An 18874-nucleotide genomic window follows, 5' to 3' on the forward strand; every position below is an offset into this window, starting at 1 on the left:
AGCAAAAATGCTGGCCTTTTAATCATATATTAGTATGAATCTTTATTACTCTCTCACATTAACCGTGGCAGCTGTATAGGGTTATTCCACCGTAACTGACTTCGCCAAATTACGTGGCTGGTCGACATCGGTGCCTTTGATGATGGCGACGTAGTAGCTGAGCAGTTGCAGCGGTACGGTGTACAGGATAGGGGCCAGCCAGGGGTGGCTGTGCGGTACATTGATGACCCGCATGGTGTCGTCGGACTGGAAGTTGGCATCCGAATCGGCGAAGACGTACAGGATACCGCCACGGGCGCGTACTTCTTCGACGTTGGATTTCAGCTTTTCCAGCAATTCGTTGTTTGGTGCCACTACGATGATCGGCATATCGGCGTCGATTAACGCCAGCGGGCCGTGTTTCAGCTCGCCGGCAGCGTAGGCTTCGGCGTGAATGTAGGAGATTTCTTTTAGTTTGAGCGCCCCTTCCATGGCGATGGGGTACTGATCGCCCCGTCCTAAGAACAATGCATGCTGTTTGTCGGCGAACTCTTCTGCTAAAGCTTCAATCTGATCGGCCAGGCTCAGGCTCTGCTCTAAAATAGCAGGTAGTTGGTTGAGCGCCTGCACCAGCTGTTGCTGGGTGACTGCATCCATACCATGGTGCTTACCAATCGCCAGTGTCAGCATGGCTAAGCCCACCAGTTGAGTGGTAAAAGCTTTGGTGGAGGCGACGCCGATTTCGGCACCGGCCCGGGTCATAAAGGCCAGATCGGATTCACGCACCAGCGAGGAACCAGCCACGTTGCAGATGGTTAAGCTGCCTAAGTAGCCCAGCTCTTTGGCCAAGCGCAATGCCGCCAGTGTATCGGCCGTTTCACCGGATTGCGAAATGGTCACCACCAGGCTGTTTGGCTGCACAAAGGATTTGCGGTAACGGAACTCAGAGGCAATTTCAACATTACACGACACACCGGCCATAGCTTCCAGCCAATAACGGGCTACCATGGCGGAATGATAGCTGGTACCACAGGCGACGATTTGCACATGCTGCACTTGCTTGAACAAGTCGCTGGCACCATGGCCGAAGGTTTCATCCAACACGGAATCGGCACTTAAGCGGCCTTCCAGTGTATTGCTGACAGCATGCGGCTGCTCGTAGATTTCTTTGAGCATAAAGTGACGATACTGGCCTTTATCACCGGCATCGTAGCTGACATTGGACTCGTGAACTTCTCGCTCGACCGCCTGACCGTCTTTATCAAAAATCGCCACGCTGTGGCGGGTGATTTCGGCCACGTCGCCTTCTTCTAAAAAGATAAAGCGGCGTGTTACCGGCAACAACGCCAGTTGATCGGAGGCAATAAAGTTTTCGCCAATACCAAGGCCAATCACCAGTGGGCTGCCAGAACGCGCTACCACGACACGGCTTGGGTCCTGGCTATCCATTAATACGGTGCCGTAGGCGCCATGCAGTTGCGCGACCGCTTGTTGTACTGCGGCCAACAAACAATCGGTTTTAATTAGCTCCTGCTCGACCAGGTGAGCAATCACTTCAGTATCGGTATCGGAGCTGAATTGATAGCCTTGCTGCTGCAGTTGCTGTCGCAGCGGCTGGTGGTTCTCAATAATGCCATTATGGACCACGGTAATGCGGCTGGAGACATGTGGGTGGGCATTGCGCTCGCTTGGCTCACCATGCGTGGCCCAGCGGGTATGGGCAATACCGGTGCCGCCTGGCAAGGGTTCAGCAGCAACAGCATCCAACAGCTCTTTGACCTTGCCAAGCCGGCGGCAACGCTGCAATTCACCGCTGGGGCTCAATACCGCAACCCCGGCCGAGTCGTAGCCGCGATACTCTAAACGACGTAAACCTTCCAATAAAATATCAGCGACATCCCTTTGCGCTACAGCGCCCACTATTCCACACATAGTAACTCCCTTTGATTAATGCTCGACGTCGGCGCGGATCACGCTAACGCCAAATTGTTCAATTTTTTCTGCCTCAGCTGCTGACAAGCCAGTATCGGTAACCAGCACCTTAATCAGCTGCCATGGCAGTTCTAAGTTGTGTATTTTTCGCCCGAGTTTATCGGACTCGACCATCACGATCACTTCCCGCGAGACCTCAGCCATCACCCGGCTCAGGCTATACAGCTCGTTGTAGGTGGTGGTACCTCGCTCTAAATCCAGACCATCGGCGCCTATAAACAATTGGTCAAAGTCGTAGGCTCTGAGCACTTGCTCGGCCAATTGCCCTTGAAAGGATTCTGACTGTGAATCCCAACTGCCACCGGTCATCAACAAGGTGGGCTCGTTTTCCAGCTCACGCAATGCATTGGCGACGGCGAGCGAGTTGGTCATCACCACCAATCCCTGTTTTTTGGCTAATTCAGGTAATAAAGCGGCCGTGGTGCGACCGCTATCAATGATGATGCGATAATGATCTTTAATTAAGGTGGCGGCCGCTTTCGCAATAGCAAGCTTTCGCTTTGAAACCGGTTCCAGGCTGGAATCGGTGACAAAATCTTGTGGCACCAACACAGCGCCGCCATAGCGCCGCAGCAATAAACCCGCTTCTTCCAGCACCGTCAGATCTTTACGGATGGTGACCTCAGACGTTAAAAAGCGCTCGGCCAGGCTATCTACCGATACTTCACCATGCTGCTGCAATTCCGACATGATCAGATGACGTCGTTGTTGGGTATTGCGTTTGTTCATTCAGCACCATAAGTTTCGATTTGAAAGATATTTTAACGAAAAGAAAGATTTTAGCAAGCATCCATTGGCATGATGATCTGATAGTGTAGCCCCTGATCGTGTTCGCTACTCACGCTGATCTGCCCTTTCAGCCGCACCGTGACAAGATTATAAACAATGTGCGCCCCCAGCCCGGTGCCACCCAAAGCACGCTTGGTGGTATAAAAAGGCTCGAACAACCGTTTCAGATCTTGCTCCGCCATGCCACAGCCATTATCCCGATAGCTTAGGTGCAATTCTTTACCAACCACCGCTATGTTTAGATAAATCTGTGGTTCAGCGGTAGTGGCGAAAGCATGTTTTAAGCTGTTCATCACCAGGTTCGTTACAATTTGTGCCAATGCACCAGCATCGGTGGTCCACTGGATGGATTCAGCGCACTCCATAACAAACTGACAGCGTTGTTTTCTCAATTGCGGCTGCAAAGACAGCATCACATCTTGCAAATACAACGCCACATCAATATCACGCAAGCTATCACTGGATTGATCGACCGAGACTTGTTTAAAACTTTGCACCAAAGCCGCTGCCCGCTCAGTATTCACCTCAAGAATTTTTAAGCCTTCAGCCAAGTGCTGTAAAAAGCGATCAAATTGGGATTGTCGTAGCTCTTTATTGATGACGGATTGCTGAACTTGTTCATACTCTGCCTTCAAGTGGCTGGTGGCCGTGACACAAATACCCAGCGGGGTATTAATCTCGTGCGCTACTCCCGCAACCAGGCCACCGAGTGAGGCCATTTTTTCTTGCGTTACCAATTGCTGCTGCGTTTGTTGTAAACGGGTAAAGGTGTCGGCATTGACCACAGCAATGGCAATGGTATTGGCTAAGGTTCTTAGTAGGTCCAGCTGCGATTCGGTAAAAGCTCCGGCTTTAGGGCTTTGCACCGAAAAAACGCCGACTGCCTGCTGATTAACCAGTAAAGGAATATACAGTACCGACTGCATCGGCTCCCCTCGCAGTGGCTGGGGGATCGTGGCAAAGTAGTTTAAAAAATCACTGCGCTGGTTAACGTAGATTTCCTGTTTACGTTGAAAACACAAGGCGGCCAAAATGGTTGGGTCGTCTGATGCGATCGAGAAGGCAGGGTTGCTTTGGTTGTTCTCCAACCAGAACACAAACTCGATCTCCTTTTTTGACGGACGCTGTAGGCCAATCACCATCACATGCACATCCATCAGCTCACTTAGCATTTGATGACATCGTGATAGCACCTGATCCAAATCGAGTGAGGCTGTTATTTCACGACCCATTTGCTGCAGCAACATCAAGTCCTGATTAGAGGCCTGCAAGGCATCGTGTTTTTCTTTTAATTCGTGGGTACGTTTAGACACCTGCCGTTGCAGTTGCAGTCGCATGACCCGTTCGGAGCGAATTTTATAGTGCAACAATCCCCAAATACTGAACACCAGTAACGCCAGCAGGAAACTGCGAAACCACCAGGTCATCCACCAGGGGGGTAACACGTGGATGGCCAGTGTTTGTGCTGGCTGCCATTCACCACCAACCAGACGCACTGCAACCTGAAATTCATATTGTCCCGGCGGCAGCCTGGTATAAGTTGCCACCCGCTCGTCGAACCCTGTCTGGATCCAATCGCGATCAAAGCCATCCAGCCGGTACTTGTAGTGCAACTCCTGTTGTGACAAAGACGGTGCTGCAAAACGAATACTAAACATATCCTGCTCGTAACTCAGTACCAACTCATCAAGGTAAGCCAGCGATACAGGAAAAAAATCGCGTTGCCCGGCACGAATGGTTTGGTTGAATAAACTAAAACGAGTCAAATTTACGTTGGGGATCCTGTGCTTTTGCGGCAAATCGGCTAATCGAAAGTAATCCATCCCCTGACCACCGCCACGATATAAGATCCCTTCATGCAGTTCCCATGAGCCAATCCAGGTAGAGTCTTGCATACCATGCAACAGCCCCAGCGGCAGAATACTTTGACTATCACTCAGCCAATGCTGGCGATAAAGCATTCTGAACTCATCAGCAGCTATAAAAGCACTGTCGACATCCGCTTCCTCCTGGTAGGATTTGAAGTAAGGCGGATGCGGCTGGTCGAGCCAACGATGATCCTGATTACCCGCGCGCACCCAGATATCTCCGTGTTGCTCGTAGATCAGCTGAATGCCATTAAACAGCAAACCATGATCGCCACCTTCAAACTGACGCCAGTGCTGCTGTTGCTGCAAGAGAGCGTCACCACGGACCAATCCCCGGTCAGTAGAGCCAATCCACATGGCCCCATCCTGCGCCTGAAGAATACTATTCACCGTGTCAAAAGGCAGCACATCATGCTCTGCTGAGGGGTAAAAGTGATGCTGCAGACGACGATCTGCATCAAATAAATAAAGTCCGTCTCCTCTGGAGCCCACCCAAAGCCGATCGCTATGATCCGTATACAACACCGCTACATTGGGCTGTGCATCACCAAAATGCGGCAGGGGCACTAAGATCCAACGATGGTGTTCAGGATCAAGTTGATATACCCCCCGGTCAGTCCCTACCCAAATAATCTCATGCTCTGCGAGAACCGTACGACTGAGACTGGCAGCAATGCTCTCTGGTATGGGAAAGCGCCTTAGCTCTCCTGTTTTTGGATTAAAGTGCACAACGCCAGCCTCACGGTTCGCAAGCCACACGTCCTCAGAACGAGGCACATGAATTCCAAATACATTAGGAGCAGCAAGTAAATGGCTTGCACCACTACCATAAGGTAAATTACGTATTTTTTGAGCAAAGTGGTTGAGTGTGCTAAAGCCTGTCTGGCTGACGACCCAAAGGGTGTTTTGTTGGTCAAACAACAGTTCCGTGATGGCCTGACTGCGCAAACCAAACCGGACTTCAGGTTGATAATCAAAGTGCTGCCACTGCAGGCTGGCAGCATCGCGATACCATAACCCTCGATCATAACTGGCCACCCAAAGGTTACCGGCCGGATCAAAGCGAGCATCTGTGAGCAAACTTTGCTGCATGGCCACTGGTCCGTCAGCCAGCTTTAACTGCTGACTTTCCAGATACCAAAGGCCACCTCCAAAGCTGGTCGCCCATAGAGTGCCATCACCACCAACCTGAATCCGGGTCATGGAGTCCACTGGCAAATCCGAGTTTTTCTGGCTCCAAACTTCACCTTGCTGCTGTTGAATATCCCAATGGACCAGCCCGCCTGTATTTGCACCTTTGGTTCGAAGTGGTGCATCTCCAACTGCAAGCCATATCTGCTGCTCAGGGCTCACCCACACATCATTAATGTAAGTGGTACTGACGCCATTGATCTCCGCAGGAATCTCCTGAGCAATCATTTTTTGCTGCTCTGGATCCCAATAAAATAGCCCGGCTCCATAGCTTGCAACCCATATTCGCTGTGATGAATCCTGAAACATGGCGGAAATTTCCGCTGGTGATTCCTGTGCATCATCAAGCAAGCGGATCCGCTGAAATGTCTCTGTACGAGGATCAAAACGATTCACTCCGCCATAGCGAGTACCAATCCACAGGGTATCGTCAGCCGAAACCAGAAGGCTAGTGATCCAATCGGCGGATAGCGCAGTTGGATCTGCAATAACTGCTTTAAAGTGTGTAATCTCACCACCATCAAACCGAAACAAGCCTTGCTGGGTGCCCAACCAGAAAATACCGCGTTGATCTTGCACCACCGATGTCGCCATGGCAGATAGTTCATACTGCTCGTTAAAATGGATAAAGTGACTGAACACCTTCGGGGCAGCATCAGCTTTGATAACAAAGCACAAACAGAACCATATAAAAAACAGCTTCATGACGAAGGAAAATCCAGATGAAAACGCCATGCTCATCTCATTAAAGTCAGCAGTCATCTGAGTATTGCAGCTGATATTAACAAATTCAAACTCTGTCCGATAATAAAACTGTAATGATAATTGTTTGCATTTGAATTCAAGGTTTGTTATTATTTTTTGCGTCAGGGAACTGGCGTACGCTTCACAGCGTTTTTTCCTGGTCGTTGTTAACTTGTCCTGCATTTTGGGGCAGCAATTGCTGCCCCCTTTTTTCATATCTTAGGTGCTGGTTATGCCTTATCTGGATGAACTCTTACTCGCGATGGCTGCCGTGCTGATTGGACTTGCTCTGTCAAACATACCAACCAAAGCATCGCCCAAGCGTTTTTCCGCTACCTGGTGGGAACAATTGTGCTTGCTGGCCTTTATCACTCTACTGACGTTACTTTGGCTGCTCCCCGTTCATTTTAGTCTGCACTTTATGCTGCTGTGGTGCTTAAGCACGCAATTATTACTGTTAACCTGGCAGATTATTGTGCACTTCGTCAGGCTGTGGGTTCAGAAAAAACCGCTTGCTGACTCCTTACAACAAGCACTCTGGCTGGTGGGTTATGCCAGTCAATCCGGTACTGCCGAGCACCTGGCGCGGCAAAGCGCAAAACAACTGCAAGCAGCTGGCAAAAGTGTGCAAATGCTGCCACTCAATGCATTGGCTGAGACGCCACTGCACAACTTTGAGCAAGCACTTTTTATTATCAGTACCCATGGCGAAGGCGAAGCGCCAGATAATGGCCAGCACTTTATGCGTCAGGCTTTGCTGCAACAGCCTGATTTATCCAAACTAAAATTTGCCGTGCTGGCCCTTGGCGATCGCAGCTATCAGCACTTTTGCGCTTTTGGCCACTGGCTCCATGAATGGTTAACGCAACAACGGGCTTCAGCTATCCAGCCACTGCTTCCCTGGGATCAAGGCAAGCGTGACAGCTGTCCTTGGCAGCAATGGCAACAGCTACTGCAAACGCTGGGGGCCGCCGTTCAGGATAAACCAGAAAACCAACAACCCTGGTGCAAGGCTCCGCTGCAAAGCCGCCACTGCGTCAACCCCGGCAGTCAGGGCAAGCCATGCTTTGTGTTGAAACTACCCCGACTGGAAAACATGCACTGGCAGCCAGGAGACATCGTCGATGTTCAGCCAGAGCATAGCCGTTGTTCAATAGCGCTTTGGTTGACCGAGCATCAGCTCTTTGGTTGTCAGCAGGTCCGGTTTTACGACGAACTCATTCCCTTATGCCGGGCACTGGCTCAAATTGAATTGCCCGAGCACGGGCCAGGCGTTGAAACCCCCTTAGAGCCATGGCTGCACCAGCAACCCTTATTGCCACTTCGAAGCTATTCCATTGCCAGCATTCCTGATGAAGGCCAGTTAACCTTGCTGGTCAGGCAGGTGAAAACAGAGCATGGCCTTGGGCTTGGCTCCGGCTGGCTGACCAGTTATGCCTTAGAAGGTCAACCCATCCAACTCCGTATTCGTTCACACCCAAACTTTTATTTACCTGATGATGACCGGCCGATCATCTTTATCTGCAATGGCACGGGCATTGCGGGCATCCGTGGTTTACTGGCTGAACGGGTTAAACGAGGGCATCAACGCAACTGGCTGGTAGTGGGTGAGCGCCAGCAGGCGGTCGACAATTTCTTTGCCAAAGATCTTCAGCTGTGGCAGCAGCTGGGTTTTTTACCGGAGCTGGATCGGGTGTTTTCCCGCGATGACAGCAAGATACGCTATGTACAGCATCAGCTGGCTCAGCGCATAGAGGAATTAAAAGGCTGGCTGGAGCAGGGTGCTGCTATTTATATTTGCGGTAGTTTGCATGGTATGGGGCAAGAGGTTGATCAATTGCTGCACGCTGAACTAGGTACTGAGCAGCTACAGGCCCTGCAGCTACAGGGCCGTTACCGGCGCGATCTGTATTAGCTCTTAGCGCGGGCTAAAACGGATGCGTCCTTGCTGTACTGCCATATTCAGCGGCATCTGCATCAATAAACGCTGAGTCGGGTCGCTGTCATCCAGCCGGTACACCGGCTGATCTTGCAGCCAAACATTCACCAACTGCAACACCTCAGTACTGAGCGGTGCCAGGTTACCGCGATAACCAGCAGCATCAATGCTGGAATCCAGTAAGCGTAAATTTCGCAAATAAACGGCCTGCTCATTCGAGTCATAATAGGGTGAAGCTTCAATTTGCAAGGCCAGACTGGCTGGATAGTGCAGGCCAAAGGCTGAAAAAACCGCACTGGCTTTGGTTCCCAGACGTACGCTGTCGCTGTTATCGGGGCCAATCAGTACTTGCATATCCTCTACCGCCAGTGTAACCGGCATACCAGCCAAGCGAGTTTGCTGCTGCAGCTGGTCGAGCTGACGAAGCATCAACTGCTGCAATTGTTGTTCGGTCACACTGTAGCTGGCCAGCTGACTGACCTGAGCACAGCCTGCCAGTAACATAAGCCCCATACCCGCGACGATCATTCGTAATAATGCCATTCTGTTTTCTCCTTGCTGATAAGCCTGAACAACAGTGTAATGGTTGCACCTTCACTTGTAAGCTGATTTATTTAAGTTTCAGCTGTCACCCATGAGAACTCACTAGCCAGGAAGCACAAATCATAACCTTGTGATATGCTCTGCAGGACAATTTAGGTCTTCAAAAATAACGAGAAATACTATGCTACTGATCCTGAAACTGATTGCCGGCATTGTGATCGGCATGCTGCTGGGACTCTATGCTCCAACAGTGCTGACCCAACTGCTGATCACCTTTAAAGCACTCTTTGCCCAGCTGCTGTTTTTTACCATTCCGCTACTGATTTTATTCTTTATCACCAGTGGTATTGCCAGCTTACCGCAAAATTCCGGCAAGCTGCTGGGCCGCACTTTGGGCACCGCTTATCTCTCCACTATCCTGGCAGGTACCCTGGCATTTTTTATCGCTGCATTACTGGTACCAATGCTGGCAGGCTCTGCTTCAGGGCAAGCTAGTACAGAAGTAGGTGCCGTACTTAGCCCCTTTATCGAGCTGCAGATCCCTCCGGTATTTAATGTGATGACGGCGCTGGCACTGGCCTTTATTTTTGGCTTAGGTATTGCGGCGAAGCAAGCACAGCAACTAAAACAGCTGTCTGATCAGGGCCGCGACGTGATCCAGCTGCTTCTGACCAAAGTCATTATCCCGCTGTTGCCGTTTTACATTGCCGGTGTTTTTGCCGAAATGGCAGTAGCTGGCACCGTTTTCGGTACCCTGAAAACCTTTGGTGTGGTGTTGCTGCTTTCCATCACTCTGCACTGGGTGTGGATTTTCTGCTTATTTACTCTGGCCGCCGTCAAAGCAGGCCGCTCACCATTTGCACTGGTGAAAAACATGCTACCCGCTTACTTCACCGCCTTGGGTACCATGTCGAGCGCCGCGACTATACCGGTATCGCTGCAAGCCACAAAAAACAATGGGGTGAAAGAAGACATTGCCAACTTTACGGTGCCGCTCTGCGCCACCACGCATCTAGCCGGCTCTACCATTACCATCGTGGCTTGTGCCGTAGCTGTGATGGTGATGCAAGACGGTCTGGCCATACCGTCGTTTTTGACCATGCTGCCCTTTATTCTGATGCTGGGCATTGTGATGCTGGCCGCACCAGGCGTGCCAGGTGGCGCTGTGATGTCGGCGGTGGGCTTACTGGCCTCGATGCTGGGCTTTGGTGAAGCCGCCATTGCATTGATGATCGCGCTTTACATGGCTCAGGATAGCTTTGGTACCGCCTGTAATGTGACCGGCGATGGTGCTATTGCTGTGTTGGTGGATAAAGCGAGTTAGGCTTATTGAAGGAATAAAAAAAGCCCGGATACCATTAGGTTACCGGGCTTTATTGTTTAAATTCTTGTTCGTTTATTTGTTTTTCTTCACCGGCCGTTGCCAACCATCAATATGCCGCTGCTTGGCACGGGCCACCACCAGTTCGCCATCGCCGGCATCGCGGGTCAGTACGGTACCGGCTGCGATGGTGGCGTTAACACCCACAGTAACCGGTGCTACCAGTGCGCTGTTGGAGCCGATAAAAGCACCGTCTTTGATGGTGGTAACAAACTTATTGGCGCCATCGTAGTTGCAGGTAATGGTACCGGCACCGACATTCACTTTCTCGCCGATGACGGCATCGCCGAGGTAAGTCAGATGGTTGGCTTTGGAGCCTTTGCCGAGGGTGGTTTTTTTCATTTCGACGAAATTACCGACATGGCTGTCGTCCAGCATCACCGAGTCCGGCCGCAGACGGGCATAAGGACCTACTGAGCAATCCGCGCCCACCGTTGCCTTTTCAATCATCGAGTTAGGCTTAATCTCGGTGTTATCGCCGATAGTGCAGTCTTTTAAAATGCAGTTGGCACCTATGGTCACGCCTTTGCCCAGCACCACTTTGCCTTCAAAAATGACATTGATATCGATCATCACATCATTGCCTACTTCCACGCTACCACGCACATCAATACGCGCTGGATCGCGCAAGTTGGCACCAGCCAGCATCAGCTCTTCTGCTTTGCGCTGCTGATAAGCTCGTTCCAGCGCCGCCAGTTGTACTCTGTTGTTGGCGCCTTCCACTTCCATCGGATTCTGTGGCTGCGCGGTTGCAATCTCGACCCCCTCAGCGTGCGCCATGGCAATCACATCCGTTAAGTAATACTCGCCCTGAGCATTGCTGTTGGATAAGCGGCCAAGCCAGCTTTTCAATTGCTTACCAGGCAAGGCCATAATGCCGCTGTTCACTTCAGTAATTAGCAATTGCTCTGGCGAAGCATCTTTTTGCTCCACAATACCGACTACTTTGCCACTTTTTCGCTCGATACGGCCATAACCGGTTGGATTGGGCAGGGTAACCGTCAAAATAGCCAGCCCATCGGCTGGTTTTGCTGCCAATAGTTGCTCAAGCGTTTCTAGGCGAGTTAAAGGCACATCGCCATACAGCACCAGCACGGTATCGTCATCACTGATATTTGGCACAGCCTGCGCCACGGCATGGCCGGTGCCCAGCTGCTCGGCCTGCAGTACCCAGTGCAGTGGCTGGTCGCCTAAAGCAGCTTGTAAAGCCTCGGCACCATAGCCATACACCAGTTGCGGTTTGGCTGCACCTAAAGCACGAGCAGTATCAATCACATGCTGCACCATCGGCCGCTCGGCCACTTTATGCAGTACCTTCGGTAAATCTGATTTCATCCGTGTGCCTTTACCGGCCGCTAATATCACTACGTTTAATGCCATCACCAATCATCCTTTTCATTGCAATGGCATTATTCTACCTGAACCAGCGGCAGATGGTAGGGTGGTGACCGCAGCAAAATTCAGATAATAAAAAAGCCACCCGAAGGTGGCTTTTTTGGTAAGGCACAAGGCCTGCTTATTTGGCTTTACGCAACTTGCGGATCAATTGCAGCTGGGCAATGGCTTCCGCTAGTTGAGCCGCCGCTTCGGCATAGTCGAAATCGGCGCTGGCGTGCTTCATCGCTTCTTTGGCGCTTTGTTCTGCGTCCAAAGCCGCTTGCTCGTCCAGATCTTCAGCTCGTATAGCTACATCGGCCAACACGGTAATGCAATCAGGCTGCACTTCCAGCACACCGCCAGCAACATAGATGAAGTGTTCTTCACCAAATTGCTTGACGACGCGAACCATGCCTGGCTTCATTGTGGTCAGAAAAGGCGTATGAAAGGGTAAAATACCCAGCTCGCCATCACTGCCGGTCACCTGAATGGACTCAACCAAGCCAGAGAAAATTTTCTCTTCTGCGCTGACTACATCCAGTTGCACTGTCATCGCCATCTTGCCTCCTCAGCTGATTACTTCAGCTTCTTCGCTTTCTCGATGGCTTCTTCAATGGAACCAACCATGTAGAAAGCCTGCTCTGGCATGTGATCGAACTCACCGTCCAGAATGCCTTTAAAGCCACGAATCGTGTCTTTTAGCGAAACGTACTTACCTGGTGAACCAGTGAAGACTTCAGCTACGAAGAATGGTTGAGACAGGAAGCGTTGAATTTTACGCGCCCGGTAGACCGAAGTTTTATCTTCGTCGGACAGCTCATCCATACCCAGGATAGCAATGATGTCTTTCAGCTCTTTGTAACGCTGCAGAACAGTTTGCACCCCACGAGCTACATCGTAATGCTCTTTACCAATCACCAATGGATCCAACTGACGAGAGGTAGAGTCCAGTGGATCAATCGCTGGGTAAATACCCAAAGAAGCGATGTTACGGCTCAGTACTACCGTTGCATCCAAGTGCGAGAACGTCGTGGCTGGTGACGGATCGGTCAAGTCATCGGCAGGTACGTATACCGCTTGAATAGACGTGATAGAACCCGTTTTAGTGGATGTGATACGCTCTTGCAGTACACCCATCTCTTCGGCCAAAGTTGGCTGATAACCTACCGCTGATGGCATCCGGCCCAACAAAGCGGATACTTCGGTACCAGCTAGTGTATAACGATAGATGTTATCCACGAAGAACAGTACGTCACGGCCTTCATCACGGAATTTTTCGGCCATGGTTAAACCAGTCAGAGCAACACGTAAACGGTTACCTGGTGGTTCGTTCATCTGACCGTATACCAGCGATACTTTATCCAGTACGTTGGAATCGTTCATCTCGTGGTAGAAATCGTTACCCTCACGAGTACGCTCACCTACACCAGCAAACACCGAGTAACCGCTGTGCTCGATCGCGATGTTCCGGATCAGCTCCATCATGTTAACGGTTTTACCTACACCAGCACCACCGAACAAGCCGACCTTACCACCTTTGGCGAAAGGACAGATTAAGTCGATAACCTTAATACCGGTTTCTAACAAAGCATTCGACGTCGCTTGTTCTTCATAGCTTGGCGCTTCACGGTGGATGGACCAACGCTCTTCTTCACCAATAGGGCCAGCTTCATCGATTGGCTCACCCAAAACGTTCATAATACGGCCCAGAGTAGCTTTACCCACTGGAACCTGAATGGCTTTACCAGTATTGCTGACAGCTGCACCACGGCGCAGACCATCGGTGGTACCCATAGCGATGGTACGAACAGTTCCGCCACCCAGCTGCTGCTGAACTTCCAGCACCAGACCAGACAGATCACCGTCAGTCACGTTCAACGCGTCATAGATACCAGGTACCGCTTCTTGTGGAAAATCGATATCCACAACGGCGCCAATAATTTGGACGACCTTACCTTGACTCATGTTGTTTCCTCAAATTTCTCAAAACTGTTCACTTAACCAACCGCAGCTGCACCAGAGACAATCTCACTCAGTTCTTGAGTGATGGCGGCCTGACGGGCTTTGTTGTAGACCAACTTCAGCTCATCCATCAGGTTACCAGCATTGTCAGTAGCCGCCTTCATTGCGACCATACGGGCAGCGTGTTCACAGGCGGCATTTTCCACCGCACCTTGATACACCAGCGACTCAATATACCGATCCATTAGCATGTCGATAATCGGCTCTGGCTTCGGCTCGTAAATGTAATCCCACTTGTATTTACGCTTGGGCGCATCGTGGGTTGGCAAAGGCAACAGTTGCTCAATCGTAGGCTCTTGTTTCATCGTGTTGACAAACTGGTTATACACCAGATAGAGGCGATCAATACGACCTTCCAAATAAGCTTTCAGCATCACCTGCACGGAACCAATAATATCCGCGAGCTTAGGTTGTTCACCTACACCAGGTTGCTGTGCCAATACTTTGCCACCAAAACGACGGAAGAAAGCGGTTGCCTTATTGCCGATTAAAGCAAACTCAGAAGAAACCCCTTTGTCTTTCCAGTCTTTCAGTTCCTGAACCACACGTTTAAATTCGTTGCTGTTCAGGCCACCACAAAGTCCACGATCGGTTGAGATAATGATGTAGCCGACGGTACCTGTTTCACGTTCCACCATATAAGGGTGGCGATAATCCAGATTACCTCCGGCCATGTTCCCGATCACTTTGCGCATACCTTCAGCGTATGGGCGGGATGCAGCGACTCGCTCCTGCGCTCGGCGCATTTTGCTAACCGCAACCTTTTCCATAGCGCTGGTGATCTTGCGAGTATTGTTAATACTCCCAATCTTGCTTTTTATCTCTTTACCACCGGCCATGACGTTGTCTCCGTTTATTCAACGACGAAGGGTGGCAGCTGCCACCCACGTCTGATTACCAAGTTTGCGTGGACTTAAATGTCTCAACCACGTTTTTCAAACCTGCTTCGATCTCGTCGTTGTAGTTACCGGTTTTGTTGAGTTCTGCCATCAGCTCGGCATGCTCAGAGGTAGCATAAGACAATAATGAAGATTCGAAATCGCCAATTTTGTCGGTTGCTACGTCTTTCATGAAGCCTTTTTCAATGGCAAAAATAGACAGCGTCATCTCAGCCACGCTCATTGGCGCGTACTGCAACTGCTTCATCAACTCGGTGACTTTTTGACCATGCTCAAGCTGTGCACGGGTCGCATCATCCAAATCAGAAGCAAACTGAGCGAAAGCCGCTAGCTCGGTGTACTGAGCCAAGGCCAGACGAATACCACCACCTAGCTTTTTAATGGCTTTAGTCTGAGCTGCGCCACCTACCCGCGATACCGAAATACCGGCATTGACCGCAGGGCGAATACCGGCATTGAACAAGTCGGTTTCAAGGAAGATCTGACCATCGGTGATCGAAATCACGTTGGTAGGTACGAAAGCAGAAACGTCACCAGCCTGAGTTTCAATGATTGGCAGAGCCGTCAAGGAACCTGTTTTGCCTTTGACTTCTCCATTGGTCAGCTTTTCGACATAGTCAGCATTTACGCGTGATGCGCGTTCCAGCAGACGGGAGTGCAAATAGAACACATCACCCGGGTAGGCTTCACGGCCTGGCGGACGGCGTAACAGCAACGAAATTTGACGATAAGCAACAGCTTGCTTCGACAAATCATCGTATACAATCAGTGCGTCTTCGCCGCGATCACGGAAGTATTCACCCATGGTACAACCAGCATATGGAGCCAGGAACTGCAATGCTGCAGCCTCAGAAGCAGAAGCAACGACCACAATAGTGTGGGCTAGTGCGCCATGTTCTTCCAGTTTACGAACCACGTTAGCGATGGTAGAGTTTTTCTGACCAACTGCCACGTAAATACATTTTACACCAGAGCCTTTCTGGTTGATGATGGCATCGATCGCCAGTGCTGTTTTACCAGTCTGACGGTCACCAATCAACAATTCACGTTGACCACGACCAATCGGGATCATCGCATCAACTGATTTATAACCAGTCTGCAGAGGCTGATCGACCGATTGACGCTCGATAACACCTGGCGCTATTTTCTCTACCGGCTCAAAGCCAGCAGCTTCAATGCTGCCTTTACCATCAATTGGCTCACCTAAGGTGTTGACCACACGGCCCAACAAGGCTTCACCAACAGGAACTTCTAAAATACGACCTGTGCTTTTAACTTTAGTGCCTTCGGTTAAGTCCGCATAAGGACCCATGACTACAGCACCAACCGAGTTGCGCTCTAAGTTCAGCGCAATCGCATAACGATTGCCAGGAAGCTCGATCATCTCACCTTGCATACAATCAGCAAGACCATTGATCCGAATGATACCGTCAGTTACCTGAACAATGGTACCTTCGTTGCGAGCTTCACTGACCACATCGAACTGAGCAATACGCTGTTTGATCAGTTCGGATATTTCAGTGGAATTCAGTTGCATACTCTATTCCCCAATTAGGACTGCAGCGTGGTGATCAGGCGATCCAACTTGCCACGGATCGAACCATCGATGACCATGTCACCTGCTTTCATTAACATACCGCCGACCACATTTGGATCAACGCTACAGTTCAATTTCACTTTACGCGCCAGACGCTTAGATAACGCAGCGGCCAATTTTTCTTGCTGAGCAGCATTCAATTCAGTTGCCGCGATGACATCAACGCTAATTTCGCGTTCGTGATCATCTTTCAATTCAGAAAACTGGACAAATACTTCAGGCAATGCCAATAAACGCTGGTTTTCAGCCATCAACTTGATCAAATTCTGTACCGGCTGATCAAACTGTTCGCCACAGACCTGATTAAACAAGTTTGCTTGAGTATCTGCAGTGCTGTTGCTACGCAGAAACACATTCATCTGCTCATCTTTTGCTACTTCAGCAGCAAAAGCCAGCATCTGTTGCCAACCGCTTAGTGCATTGTGCTCCAGCGCAAAATCAAAAGCTGCTTTCGCGTAAGGACGAGCAATATTCGTCAATTCAGACATGGCTCGCTCCCGTTACAATTCCTGAACCAGTTTTTCCAGAATGTCGCTATGCGCAGCGTCATCAATTTCGCGTTGCAAAATGCGTTCAGCACCAGCGACCGCCAGAGCGGCAACCTGCTTACGCAGATCTTCACGCAAGCGGCTACGCTCGGCTTCCACTTCAGCACGACCTTGAGTCAGGATATGATCCCGCTCTTCGTTGGCTTTAGTGGTCGCTTCGTCAATCATCTTGGCTTCACGCTTACGCGCTTGCTCGATGATACCAGCCGCCTGTTCTTTGGCTTCACGCAAAAAGTCTTTAGCTTTGTCCTGAGCAATGTGCAGATCTTTCTCTGCCCGGTCAGTATGAGCTAAACCTTCAGCAATTTTCTTCTGACGCTCTTCAATCGCGGCGTTAATCGGTGGCCACACGAACTTCAATGTGAACCACACGAAGACAGCCATTGCAATCGACTGACCTATAAGGGTTGCGTTAATATCCACAACGAGCCTCCTTTAAAAGTTGGTTATCGGGGGACTCTTAAGCAAACGGGTTAGCGAACAACAACAACAGAGCCACACCAACACCGATCATGGAGATAGCATCGATCAGACCTGCAAGGATAAACATTTTAGTTTGCAGCTGTGGTGCCATTTCAGGCTGACGCGCACTTGCTTCAAGGAACTTACCACCCATTAAGGCGAAAGAGATAGCGGTTGCCAATGCTGCCGTAGACAGAATGATGGCTACAGCGAATAAAGTTGCAATTTCAATACTCATTTAGTTTCTCCAGTTTTCAAAAGTTAAGGTTAAAAGTAAAAATTAGTGTTTCTCTGCTGCCATGCTCAAATAAACAATGGTCAACATCATAAAAATAAAAGCTTGCAATAAAATAACCAGAATATGGAACGCGGCCCAGGCAAAATGCAATGGCAACTGTGCGATACCAACCAGCGCAATCAGGATAAAGATAACTTCACCTGCATACAGGTTACCGAACAAACGAAGTCCCAGTGATAATGGCTTAGCCAGCAAGGTTACCAGCTCCAATACCAGGTTAAACGGCACCAAAGCCCAGTGATTGAATGGGGTAAATGATAGCTCTTTAGCAAAACCACCCAAACCTTTGTAGTAAATGGAGTAGCCAAGGATCAGAATAAAGACCCCAAGCGACATGCCCATGGTTATGTTCAAATCGGTGGTTGGTGCGATACTCAAGTAACTCCACGGGTGAGCCATAACCCGCTCGATAAAGCCGTAATCTGCCGCATACTCTGGGATTGCACCACTGTTAAATGCCATACCTGCCAGGCCAGTAACCATGGGGAACCAATCCACGGGTACCAGCTTCATCAGGTTCATCAGGAAAATCCACATAAAGATAGTCAGGGCTATAGGGGCAATTAGCTTATCTTTGACGTGGAAAGCTTCTTTTACCGAGGTGTCAACGAACTCGATAATCATCTCTACCAGACACTGGAATTTGCCAGGTACCCCGGTAGTGGCCCTGCGGCCAACCCAAGCAAAGGAAATGATGAAGAGTGAGCCCAGAATTAATGACCAACCTAGACCACCAAGGTTTACGGCCCAAAAGCCTTCTCCTATGGTGAGATCGTTTAAGTGGTGATTAATGTAACTCTGGACTGAAATATTACTATCAGCCATGTTTCATCCTAATTATCAATGTTTAAAGAAAAAAACGGCCGACCATTGCGCTAACAGGGTAACAATGTAGCTGGTGAGTAGTGCAGAGGCCACCACATCATCCTGTCGCATCACCCCGATAAATAAACCAATCGTCAGCAAAATTTTTAGCGCATGACCACGCATAAAAGAAGTGCGGGCCTGATCTGCACTGCCTTCCGTCAGGTAACGAAAAGCTAAAAATGCAAATACTAAATTTGGCAAAGCAGCTATCAGCCCACCTTGCAAAGCGGAGTACGCCGCCTCATTCCCCTGCATAAGAAAAAAAATCAGTGCCATTAAGGCTGCAATTAAAGCCTGAAAACCAACCAACTTATAGGCCGAAATCCGTACCTGACGTGCTGTTGGTTGCATCCTGACTCCATCATTAGTCACTGTGTC

Annotated in this window: 16 protein-coding genes; 2 read left to right on the top strand and 14 right to left on the bottom strand. The window is 50.0% G+C overall.

Annotated features, from left to right (window positions below; all coding sequences use genetic code 11):
• Positions 1-81: 81 nt before the first annotated feature.
• Genes glmS through Q3O60_RS13100 form a run of 3 tightly spaced genes read right to left on the bottom strand, consistent with a single transcriptional unit; the run spans position 82 to position 6554 of the window.
• On the bottom strand, positions 82-1911 hold the full coding sequence (glmS, locus tag Q3O60_RS13090) for a glutamine--fructose-6-phosphate transaminase (isomerizing) (RefSeq protein WP_305894392.1): 1830 nt from the start codon (positions 1909-1911) through the stop codon (positions 82-84).
• A 15-nt stretch (positions 1912-1926) separates the two neighbouring features.
• The gene (locus Q3O60_RS13095) at positions 1927-2700 is read right to left on the bottom strand and encodes a DeoR/GlpR family DNA-binding transcription regulator (RefSeq protein ID WP_305894393.1); all 774 of its coding nucleotides are present in this window, start codon (positions 2698-2700) and stop codon (positions 1927-1929) included.
• A 50-nt stretch (positions 2701-2750) separates the two neighbouring features.
• Entirely contained in the window at positions 2751-6554 is a 3804-nt protein-coding gene (locus Q3O60_RS13100) for an ATP-binding protein (protein ID WP_305894394.1), read from the bottom strand.
• Positions 6555-6795: 241 nt separating this feature from the next.
• On the opposite strand from Q3O60_RS13100, the gene Q3O60_RS13105 reads away from it, so the two are divergent.
• Positions 6796-8478, top strand: coding sequence for a sulfite reductase subunit alpha (locus tag Q3O60_RS13105; RefSeq protein WP_305894395.1), 1683 nt, complete (start codon positions 6796-6798; stop codon positions 8476-8478).
• Positions 8479-8481: 3 nt separating this feature from the next.
• On the opposite strand, the gene Q3O60_RS13110 is transcribed toward Q3O60_RS13105, so the two are convergent.
• Positions 8482-9045 (bottom strand): YceB family lipoprotein, encoded by a 564-nt coding sequence (locus Q3O60_RS13110; RefSeq protein WP_305894396.1) that lies wholly within the window; start codon positions 9043-9045, stop codon positions 8482-8484.
• A gap of 181 nt (positions 9046-9226) precedes the next feature.
• Between Q3O60_RS13110 and Q3O60_RS13115 the strand changes: the two genes are divergently transcribed.
• Positions 9227-10369, top strand: coding sequence for a dicarboxylate/amino acid:cation symporter (locus tag Q3O60_RS13115; RefSeq protein WP_305894397.1), 1143 nt, complete (start codon positions 9227-9229; stop codon positions 10367-10369).
• A gap of 72 nt (positions 10370-10441) precedes the next feature.
• Here the strand turns inward: Q3O60_RS13115 and glmU are convergent, their stop codons facing one another.
• The 10 genes from glmU to Q3O60_RS13165 form a co-directional block, all read right to left on the bottom strand.
• Positions 10442-11806: a bifunctional UDP-N-acetylglucosamine diphosphorylase/glucosamine-1-phosphate N-acetyltransferase GlmU gene (glmU, locus tag Q3O60_RS13120; protein ID WP_305894398.1), complete on the bottom strand. Its 1365-nt coding sequence runs from the start codon at positions 11804-11806 to the stop codon at positions 10442-10444.
• 136 nt (positions 11807-11942) lie between these two features.
• A complete protein-coding gene (locus Q3O60_RS13125) occupies positions 11943-12362 on the bottom strand; it encodes a F0F1 ATP synthase subunit epsilon (RefSeq protein WP_305894399.1) in 420 nt (139 codons plus the stop codon).
• A 17-nt stretch (positions 12363-12379) separates the two neighbouring features.
• Positions 12380-13768, bottom strand: a complete 1389-nt coding sequence (gene atpD, locus Q3O60_RS13130) for a F0F1 ATP synthase subunit beta (protein WP_305894400.1) — start codon at positions 13766-13768, stop codon at positions 12380-12382.
• Positions 13769-13800: 32 nt separating this feature from the next.
• Complete coding sequence (gene atpG, locus Q3O60_RS13135) at positions 13801-14664, bottom strand: F0F1 ATP synthase subunit gamma (protein WP_305894401.1); 864 nt, start codon at positions 14662-14664, stop codon at positions 13801-13803.
• 55 nt (positions 14665-14719) lie between these two features.
• Complete coding sequence (atpA, locus tag Q3O60_RS13140; RefSeq protein WP_305894402.1) at positions 14720-16261, bottom strand: F0F1 ATP synthase subunit alpha; 1542 nt, start codon at positions 16259-16261, stop codon at positions 14720-14722.
• Between the two features lie 14 nt (positions 16262-16275).
• Positions 16276-16809 carry a F0F1 ATP synthase subunit delta gene (gene atpH / locus Q3O60_RS13145; RefSeq protein WP_305894403.1) on the bottom strand — a complete coding sequence of 178 codons (534 nt, stop codon included), beginning with the start codon at positions 16807-16809 and terminating at the stop codon, positions 16276-16278.
• Positions 16810-16821: 12 nt separating this feature from the next.
• Positions 16822-17292: a F0F1 ATP synthase subunit B gene (gene atpF / locus Q3O60_RS13150; RefSeq protein WP_305894404.1), complete on the bottom strand. Its 471-nt coding sequence runs from the start codon at positions 17290-17292 to the stop codon at positions 16822-16824.
• A 37-nt stretch (positions 17293-17329) separates the two neighbouring features.
• A complete protein-coding gene (gene atpE, locus Q3O60_RS13155) occupies positions 17330-17569 on the bottom strand; it encodes a F0F1 ATP synthase subunit C (RefSeq protein WP_305894405.1) in 240 nt (79 codons plus the stop codon).
• 42 nt (positions 17570-17611) lie between these two features.
• Positions 17612-18454, bottom strand: coding sequence for a F0F1 ATP synthase subunit A (atpB, locus tag Q3O60_RS13160; protein WP_305894406.1), 843 nt, complete (start codon positions 18452-18454; stop codon positions 17612-17614).
• Between the two features lie 15 nt (positions 18455-18469).
• On the bottom strand, positions 18470-18847 hold the full coding sequence (locus Q3O60_RS13165) for an ATP synthase subunit I (protein WP_305894407.1): 378 nt from the start codon (positions 18845-18847) through the stop codon (positions 18470-18472).
• Positions 18848-18874 lie beyond the last annotated feature (27 nt).

The organism is Alkalimonas collagenimarina (assembly GCF_030717845.1).
GTDB lineage: Bacteria > Pseudomonadota > Gammaproteobacteria > Enterobacterales > Alteromonadaceae > Alkalimonas > Alkalimonas collagenimarina.

What these genes read in the sequence shown, in the direction of transcription:
- Q3O60_RS13110 (WP_305894396.1), bottom strand. Translation starts at nt 9,045, where the DNA reads ATGGCATTATTACGAATGATCGTCGCGGGTATGGGGCTTATGTTACTG.
- atpD (WP_305894400.1), bottom strand. Translation starts at nt 13,768, where the DNA reads ATGAGTCAAGGTAAGGTCGTCCAAATTATTGGCGCCGTTGTGGATATC.
- atpE (WP_305894405.1), bottom strand. Translation starts at nt 17,569, where the DNA reads ATGAGTATTGAAATTGCAACTTTATTCGCTGTAGCCATCATTCTGTCT.
- glmU (WP_305894398.1), bottom strand. Translation starts at nt 11,806, where the DNA reads ATGGCATTAAACGTAGTGATATTAGCGGCCGGTAAAGGCACACGGATG.
- atpB (WP_305894406.1), bottom strand. Translation starts at nt 18,454, where the DNA reads ATGGCTGATAGTAATATTTCAGTCCAGAGTTACATTAATCACCACTTA.
- Q3O60_RS13125 (WP_305894399.1), bottom strand. Translation starts at nt 12,362, where the DNA reads ATGGCGATGACAGTGCAACTGGATGTAGTCAGCGCAGAAGAGAAAATT.
- atpG (WP_305894401.1), bottom strand. Translation starts at nt 14,664, where the DNA reads ATGGCCGGTGGTAAAGAGATAAAAAGCAAGATTGGGAGTATTAACAAT.
- Q3O60_RS13115 (WP_305894397.1), top strand. Translation starts at nt 9,227, where the DNA reads ATGCTACTGATCCTGAAACTGATTGCCGGCATTGTGATCGGCATGCTG.
- Q3O60_RS13165 (WP_305894407.1), bottom strand. Translation starts at nt 18,847, where the DNA reads ATGCAACCAACAGCACGTCAGGTACGGATTTCGGCCTATAAGTTGGTT.
- glmS (WP_305894392.1), bottom strand. Translation starts at nt 1,911, where the DNA reads ATGTGTGGAATAGTGGGCGCTGTAGCGCAAAGGGATGTCGCTGATATT.
- atpH (WP_305894403.1), bottom strand. Translation starts at nt 16,809, where the DNA reads ATGTCTGAATTGACGAATATTGCTCGTCCTTACGCGAAAGCAGCTTTT.
- atpA (WP_305894402.1), bottom strand. Translation starts at nt 16,261, where the DNA reads ATGCAACTGAATTCCACTGAAATATCCGAACTGATCAAACAGCGTATT.
- Q3O60_RS13095 (WP_305894393.1), bottom strand. Translation starts at nt 2,700, where the DNA reads ATGAACAAACGCAATACCCAACAACGACGTCATCTGATCATGTCGGAA.
- Q3O60_RS13100 (WP_305894394.1), bottom strand. Translation starts at nt 6,554, where the DNA reads ATGGCGTTTTCATCTGGATTTTCCTTCGTCATGAAGCTGTTTTTTATA.
- Q3O60_RS13105 (WP_305894395.1), top strand. Translation starts at nt 6,796, where the DNA reads ATGCCTTATCTGGATGAACTCTTACTCGCGATGGCTGCCGTGCTGATT.